Below are 6,662 nucleotides of genomic sequence, written 5' to 3' on the forward strand. Positions count from 1 at the left end.
GCGTACGTGAGGGTCATCTCGCCGTCCACGACCGCGAGCCGCCGCGCGAACACGGTCGCCGACCGTTCGAGGAAGCTGGTCGGGGTCAACGGCTCGAACGACAGAGCGGACATCGCGCCTCCAGTGCCCGGACATGCATGCCTGTGGGATCCAGGGTGCCCACCTGATCGTCACATGCGAAACCCCGCCTGGCCCCCGGGTGCCGCGGCCTGTCCGATGAGCCGACTGCCTTGGCGCCACCCCCTGTCCGGTGAGGCGGCGCGCCGGATGCCGCGGCCTATCCCGCGAGCCGACCGCCCCGGTGCCGCGGCCTATCCCGCGAGCCGACCGCCCCGGTGCCGCGGCCTATCCGGCGAGCCGGCCGCGCGTGGCGCGCGGGGACGGGCCCGGTGGCGGCCGCCGGCTGACGCCGCCGCTCAGGCCGAGCTCGCGCGCCCACGCGTCGAGTGTCCGGATCGCGGTGTGGCCGTGGCTGCCCGAGGCCGCGCTGACCAGCACGATGACCTGGTCGGGACGGTCGGTGCCGCGCAGCGCGTACCAGTCCGTGTCGAACTCCCCGGCGGCCGGATGGTGGAGCCGGCACCGGCCGAAGGGACGCGTGGTGATCACGTGCTCCGTCCACCAGGTGCGGAACTGCGGATCCCGCGCCGACAGCTCGGCGACCAGCTCCCGCAGCCTCGGCTGGTCGGGATCCGCGCCGGCGGTCATGCGCAGGCTGGACACGACCTGCTTGGCCCGCTTCTCCCATTCCACGGCCAGCGCCCGGCTGTGCGGGTCGAGGAAGATCATGCGTGCGTAGTTGCGGTGCCTGGCCTCGATGGCGGCGAGATCGCCCAGGAGTGCCGAGCCCAGCCGGTTCCAGGCCATGATGTCAAGAAACCGGTTGAAGACCATGGCCGGGGTGTCGGCGATGTTGTCGATCAGGCGGAGCACCTGCGGGCTGACGGAGTGCCCGTCCTGAGCGCCCCGGCCGACGGAATCGGCCTGGCCCAGCCGGACGAGGTGGAGCTGCTGGTCGTCGTTGAGCCGCAGCGCGCGGCCGATGGCGTGCAGCACCCCGGTCGACGCCGTGCGGACGCGGCCCTGCTCCAGGCGGGTGTAGTAGTCGGTGCTGATGCCCGCGAGCTGGGCGACCTCTTCCCTGCGCAGTCCCGGCACCCTGCGCGGGTAGCCGCTCGCCGGCAGGCCGCAGTCAGCCGCGCTGACCAGTGCCCGCCGGGCGGCGAGGAAGTCGGCTAAAGGCCCGCGCCGAGTCACCGAAGCAGCATCCATACCTCGCGATTGTGGCCGACTCTTGTGTGCTGGGCAGCGTCCCGGCAAACCGGGAGCTCCCATTAGTTCGATGCGGCCGCGCCGCACCCACTGCTATGTCAGGAAATTGCGGTGTATGCCGGAATTTTCGCGTGGGAAAAGCCTTCCCAGGAATGGCAGGTCCCTTCCTCGTACGCCGGTCATCAGGCCAGACTTTTCCCTGGAGGGGGAAAGGAACCGGCAGCCTGGAGCATTCACCGTTCTAGCCCACGCTCACCACACCAGAACGGGGTTCACGGCTGCCGGTCCCTTTTTGACGCGGGAAATCTCCCGCACCGACCGCCCCAGGGAATCAAAGGTGGGTGGGCACCATCAACGTCCTGCCGTGCGCGGTGCCCTCCACCGCGTCCGCGTAGACGCGGGCGACGTCCGCCGCCGGAGTGCAGGCCGCCGGGTCCATGGCCAGGTCGAGCAGGGTCTCGCGGACCCAGCCCGGGCTCACGGCGTTCAGGCGGACACCGCGCGGCATCTCGATCGCCGCGGCCCGCACGAACGCCTCCAGGCCCACGTTGACCAGGAATCCCAGCGAAGCACCCGGCACGGGCTCGGGGAAGCGGCCGCTGGTCAGCGTCACGGATCCGCCGTCCCGTACGCGGGTGAGCGCACGGCGGACCAGGTTCACCTGGCCGATGAGCTTCCCGTCGAGACCGGTCCAGAAGTCCGCGTCCGAGGGGGCGTCCAACAGGTGCAGGCTGGGCCGCCGCCGGTCCGCGACACTGGTACGCATGGACGTACGGACGGAGCTGGGAGAGTTCCTGAGATCGAGGAGGGCGCGGCTGCGGCCCGAGGAGGCCGGGCTGCCCGCTCACGGCGGCCGTCGCCGGGTGCCGGGCCTGCGCCGCGAGGAGCTGGCCCAGCTGGCAGGGGTGAGCGCCGGCTACTACACCCGCCTCGAACAGGGCCAGAGCCCCAACGCCTCGGATGCCGTGCTCGACGCCGTCGCCCGCGTCCTGCGGCTGGACCAGGCCGAGCGGGCCCACCTCTACGCGCTGGCCAGGCCGGAGCGCAGGCCCGTCCGCCGGGTCAGGCCCGAGCGGGCGCGGCCGGGCGTACGACTCATGATCGAGTCGTTCGGGGACGTGCCGGCCCTGGTCATGGGGCGCTTCCTCGACGTCCTCGCGTGGAACCGGATGGCGCACGCCCTGCTGGCCGGCCACCTCGGCTTCCACACGCCGGACCGCCCTGGCGAGCGGCCCAACGTCGCCCGCCTGGTGTTCCTCGACCCCCACACGCGCGAGCTCTACGCCGACTGGCCGCGCAAGGCCCGCTCCACCGTCGCCGACCTGCGGCTGATCAGCGGCCGCCACCCCGGCGCCCCGGCCCTGAGCAGCCTCGTCGGCGAGCTGAGCCTCGGCAGCCCGAAGTTCGCCGGGCTCTGGGCGGCGCACGCGGTGGGCGACTGCGGGGGCACGACCCGCGCCTACCGCCACCCGCTGGCGGGCGGGATGGAGCTCATGACCGAGTTCATGACCCTGCCGGACGACGACGGGCAGCGGGTGGCGGTGTTCAACGCCGAGCCGGGCTCGTCCTCCGAGGCCGCACTGCGGCTGCTGGCCGGTCTCGTATGATCCACGCCCGTGTGCGTCCGTATCTGTGGGGTATGTGGCTATCCAGCCATGTCACCATGCCGACCTGCGCGAAGACAATCGATACGTACCCATATGAGGGCCGTTCCAGGCCCGCGGAAGCATGACGAGAGCGGGATGACTGCGATGACCACGCAGACGACCAAAGTCCGTATACCTGACACGAAACTCGCCGACGAGGCCACCCAGCTGATCCGGGACACCACGACCGAGCTCATCTACCACCACTCCCGGCGGGTCTACTCGTTCGGCTTCCTCCAGGGGCTCAACCGGGGGCTCAGCTTCGATCCCGAGCTGCTCTACATCGGCGCGATGTTCCACGACGTCGGGCTGGGCGAGCCGTTCCGTACCAGCGGGCGGCGGTTCGAGGTCGACAGCGCCAACGAGGCGCGGCGCTTCCTGCAGGCGCACAACGTTCCCGAGGACAGCATCCGGCGCGTGTGGACGGCCATCGCACTGCACACCACGCCCGGCATCCCGGAGTTCATGGAGCCGGAGGTGGCGCTGGTGACCGCCGGCGTGGAGTACGACGTGCTCGGCATCGGCTACCAGAGCATCTCCGACGCCGACCGGGCGGAGATCGTGGCCCTGCACCCGCGCCCGGACTTCAAGCGCCGCATCCTCGAGGCGTTCACCGAGGGGATCCGCCACAAGCCCGAGACCACGTTCGGCAACGTCAAGGCCGACGTCCTCGAACACTTCGTGCCGGACTTCGAGCGCGGCGACTTCGTCCGCACGATTCTCGAATCGCAGTGGCCGGAATGACCGGCGACCCCCCGCACAGCGTCGTCGTCGTGGTCTTCGACGGCGTGCAACTGCTGGACGTCACCGGGCCCGTCGAGGTCTTCACGACCGCGAACGCCTACGGCGCCCACTACGACGTACGCCTGCTCTCGCCCACGGGACGGGACGTGCGCACGTCGTCGGGCGTCCGGCTCGGCGTGGAAGGGAGCTGGGACTCCGCCTCGCCGGGGCGTCCAGGCACCCTGCTCGTGCCCGGACGGCCGGACTGGCGGCGCGCGGTGGGCGACCAGGCCCTGGTCGCCGGCGTGGCGGGGCTCGCACGCGGCGCCCGCCGGGTCGCCTCCGTCTGCGCGGGCGCGTTCCTGCTGGCGGAGGCCGGGATGCTGGACGGCCGGCGCGCGGTCACCCACTGGCAGCTCGTCGGGCAACTCGCCACCGCCTACCCGCGCGTACGCGTCGAGGCGGACCCGGTGTTCGTCCGCGACGGGGCCGTGATCACCTCGGCCGGCGTCAGCGCGGGGATCGACCTGTCGCTGGCCCTGGTCGAGGAGGACCATGGCGCGGACCTGGCCCGCGGCGTGGCCAGGGAACTGGTCGTCTTCATGGCCCGTCCCGGGGGGCAGTCCCAGTTCAGCGCGCGCCTCACCCCGCGCGAGGGCGGGCACCCGGTGCTGCGCCGCGTCATGGACACCGTGCACGCCGATCCCGGCGCCCCGCACACCCTGGAGGAGCTCGCGCGGACGGCCAGCGTCAGCGCACGCCACCTCAGCCGGCTCTTCCGCGCCCAGGCCGGGATGAGCGTGGGGCAGTACCTCGAGTCCGTCCGCCTCGAAGCCGCGCAGGCCCTGCTCGAAGCAGGCGACGACAGCGTGGAGGCGGTCGCGGGTGAGAGCGGGTTCGGGTCGTCGGAAACCATGCGGCGCGCCTTCCAGCACGCCCTCGGCATCGCGCCGACGGCCTACCGCGCCCGCTTCCGCAGCACCGTACGAACCCTCGACTCCATCGCCGCAGGGTGACGGCTGCCCGCGGGGATCGGCCCCGCCGATGGAACACCGGGGATGACCGAAACCCGCGAATCCGCTGAGCCTGCGGGGGTGACAGAAACCCGCGCGAATCCGCTGGGCCCGCGGATGGCGGAAGGCCGCGAGAGTCCGCTGAGAAAACGCGCCCTGCCGGGCCATAATGGCGGCATCCCACCGCGACCAGGATGGCGCCGATGGCTCGGAGACACTGGTACCGTCGCGCGGCGGCCAGAGGGCCGGCTCCGGACGCCCTCTCAGCGCCGGCGGCGGAGCGGAGTGACGTTCGGTTCGGGCAACTCCAGCTGTGTCCGCAGTTCCCCATCTTGCTGGACTGGTCGGCCCGCTACGACCGCCTGCGGGAGATCACCCGCGATGACATCCTGGCCGTCCGGGACGGCCTGCACGGCTCCCGCCGCTGCAACGTCCAGGTTCCGATCCGTTCGAGTCGGCACTGGGACCACTCCACGGATAGACGGCCAGACCATTCTCCCTGGGCGAAATTCGGGAGGGCCGGGTGAACGAACCGTCTTCGCGCGTGGCGCTCTAGTTGCTCCTCGCGACCCGCCTGAAGAGCGGCAAGCCGCTATCGGGGGACGCGTCAACGTTGCGCTTCCTCGGCCAACCCCGGACAACTTCCAGAGTTGTCCACTTAGTGGCCGAGGTTGACTTCTGCCCTGTGGTGCTCGCCTTTCTCGATCAGGTCGACGAACCCGAGGGCGTAGTCCGCGGCGGAGATCGCGCCGCCGTCCTCGGGCTGGACCGCGACGTCGTCGCCGAGCCGATAACGGCCGAGTCGTTCGCCGGGCATATGTGCGCCGAACCTGAGCGCCGGACTCACATAGACCCAGTCGAGTGTCGCGGGCGTGGCCGGGAGGTCCTCGATGACCAGCGCCGAGCCGGCGCGGATCTCGTCGTGGAGCTCTGCGGGGATGTCGCTGAGGTCGGTGACGAAGCGGTCCGCCCCGGGCGCAGGGCGCAGCGACGAGTGGCCGCCGACGATGAACAGGGGTACGCCTGCGGCATCGGCCACCCGCGCGATGGTGCGGTAGGCGTCGCGGAAGCTGCTGTCCTGCGGGCCGCGTGCGGCGTATGCGCCCGCCACGACGTCCGCACCCTCGATGGCTGCCGACAGCGTTGCTTCGTCGGTGGCGTCGCCCTGGATATAGGTCACGTTCGGGATCGGCGCGTCGGGACGCGAGCGGCTCAGTGCGGTGACCTGGTGACCGCGAGCGGCGGCCTCCGCGACGATGGCCGAACCGGCATAGCCGGTGCCGCCGATGACGGTAATGCGCGACACGGGGGTGCCTTTCTACGGGAGGAGGTGGCGTCGGACGACGCGCTGCGATTACCGTATGAGTGCAGCTCTCCGATGGGAAGAAGGCACTTTGTGGTAACCAACCAAGCCGGACCGGTGCTGCGCGGCAGCCCCTACCGCGCGGACTGCCCGACTCGCCACATCCTGGATCGCATCGGCGACCGTTGGACGGTGCTCATCGTGGGCGCCCTCTGGGACGGCAGCGCCCGCTTCTCGGAGTTGCGCCGACGCATCGAGGGCGTCTCGCAGAAGATGCTCACCCAGACCCTCCGCGGGCTCGAACGGGACGGGCTCGTGCGCCGCACCGTCCACCCCGAGGTTCCGGTCCGCGTCGAGTACACGCTCACCGAGGCGGGCCGCACCCTGCGCGAGCCGCTGCGCGCGCTGGAGGAATGGTCGATCGCGCACCTCGGCGACGTGTCAGCGTCGCAGCAAGCCTACGACGGCGCGCATCGACCTCCTCCTGACTCCACGGATCGCGACAAGTAACGCTGCGATATCGGCGCTACTTACTGCTGACAGTCACAGATCGCGGAATCTCGGAAGTCACACCTGGGGGTAAGCATTCACGCCATGCGCACCGGGTGACGATACGGCTGGATGCGTGACTGTCCGTCACTTTGATCGATTGTCTGGATGATGATGTGATCTTCCGGTGTCCGGCTTGGAGGAGATGTCCCGCGA

General features: G+C 70.9%; 7 protein-coding genes. 4 read left to right on the plus strand and 3 right to left on the minus strand.

Annotation, left to right across the window (positions count from 1 at the left end):
• Positions 1–345 precede the first annotated feature (345 nt).
• Together ITP53_RS53070 and ITP53_RS53075 are read right to left on the minus strand one after the other, a co-directional pair.
• Positions 346–1,272 (minus strand): helix-turn-helix domain-containing protein, encoded by a 927-nt coding sequence (locus ITP53_RS53070; RefSeq protein WP_195903085.1) that lies wholly within the window; start codon positions 1,270–1,272, stop codon positions 346–348.
• Positions 1,273–1,603: 331 nt separating this feature from the next.
• Positions 1,604–2,038: an SDR family oxidoreductase gene (locus ITP53_RS53075; protein WP_207757688.1), complete on the minus strand. Its 435-nt coding sequence runs from the start codon at positions 2,036–2,038 to the stop codon at positions 1,604–1,606.
• On the opposite strand from ITP53_RS53075, the gene ITP53_RS53080 reads away from it, so the two are divergent.
• From ITP53_RS53080 to ITP53_RS53090, 3 genes are all read left to right on the plus strand, one after another.
• A complete protein-coding gene (locus ITP53_RS53080; protein WP_195903086.1) occupies positions 2,037–2,879 on the plus strand; it encodes a helix-turn-helix transcriptional regulator in 843 nt (280 codons plus the stop codon). The two genes, ITP53_RS53075 and ITP53_RS53080, sit on opposite strands and share 2 nt — an antisense overlap.
• A 144-nt stretch (positions 2,880–3,023) precedes the next feature.
• A complete protein-coding gene (locus tag ITP53_RS53085; RefSeq protein WP_236052182.1) occupies positions 3,024–3,662 on the plus strand; it encodes an HD domain-containing protein in 639 nt (212 codons plus the stop codon).
• Positions 3,659–4,657: a GlxA family transcriptional regulator gene (locus ITP53_RS53090; protein WP_195903088.1), complete on the plus strand. Its 999-nt coding sequence runs from the start codon at positions 3,659–3,661 to the stop codon at positions 4,655–4,657. Before ITP53_RS53085 ends, ITP53_RS53090 begins: the two co-directional genes overlap by 4 nt.
• A 655-nt stretch (positions 4,658–5,312) precedes the next feature.
• On the opposite strand, the gene ITP53_RS53095 is transcribed toward ITP53_RS53090, so the two are convergent.
• Positions 5,313–5,960 carry an NAD(P)-dependent oxidoreductase gene (locus ITP53_RS53095; RefSeq protein ID WP_195903089.1) on the minus strand — a complete coding sequence of 216 codons (648 nt, stop codon included), beginning with the start codon at positions 5,958–5,960 and terminating at the stop codon, positions 5,313–5,315.
• Between the two features lie 90 nt (positions 5,961–6,050).
• Between ITP53_RS53095 and ITP53_RS53100 the strand changes: the two genes are divergently transcribed.
• Positions 6,051–6,467, plus strand: coding sequence for a winged helix-turn-helix transcriptional regulator (locus ITP53_RS53100; RefSeq protein ID WP_328818722.1), 417 nt, complete (start codon positions 6,051–6,053; stop codon positions 6,465–6,467).
• Positions 6,468–6,662 lie beyond the last annotated feature (195 nt).

Source organism: Nonomuraea cypriaca (assembly GCF_015645445.1).
GTDB classification, from domain to species: Bacteria; Actinomycetota; Actinomycetes; order Streptosporangiales; family Streptosporangiaceae; genus Nonomuraea; species Nonomuraea cypriaca.

What these genes read in the sequence shown, in the direction of transcription:
- ITP53_RS53075 (WP_207757688.1), bottom strand. Translation starts at nt 2,038, where the DNA reads ATGCGTACCAGTGTCGCGGACCGGCGGCGGCCCAGCCTGCACCTGTTG.
- ITP53_RS53090 (WP_195903088.1), top strand. Translation starts at nt 3,659, where the DNA reads ATGACCGGCGACCCCCCGCACAGCGTCGTCGTCGTGGTCTTCGACGGC.
- ITP53_RS53085 (WP_236052182.1), top strand. Translation starts at nt 3,024, where the DNA reads ATGACCACGCAGACGACCAAAGTCCGTATACCTGACACGAAACTCGCC.
- ITP53_RS53080 (WP_195903086.1), top strand. Translation starts at nt 2,037, where the DNA reads ATGGACGTACGGACGGAGCTGGGAGAGTTCCTGAGATCGAGGAGGGCG.
- ITP53_RS53070 (WP_195903085.1), bottom strand. Translation starts at nt 1,272, where the DNA reads ATGGATGCTGCTTCGGTGACTCGGCGCGGGCCTTTAGCCGACTTCCTC.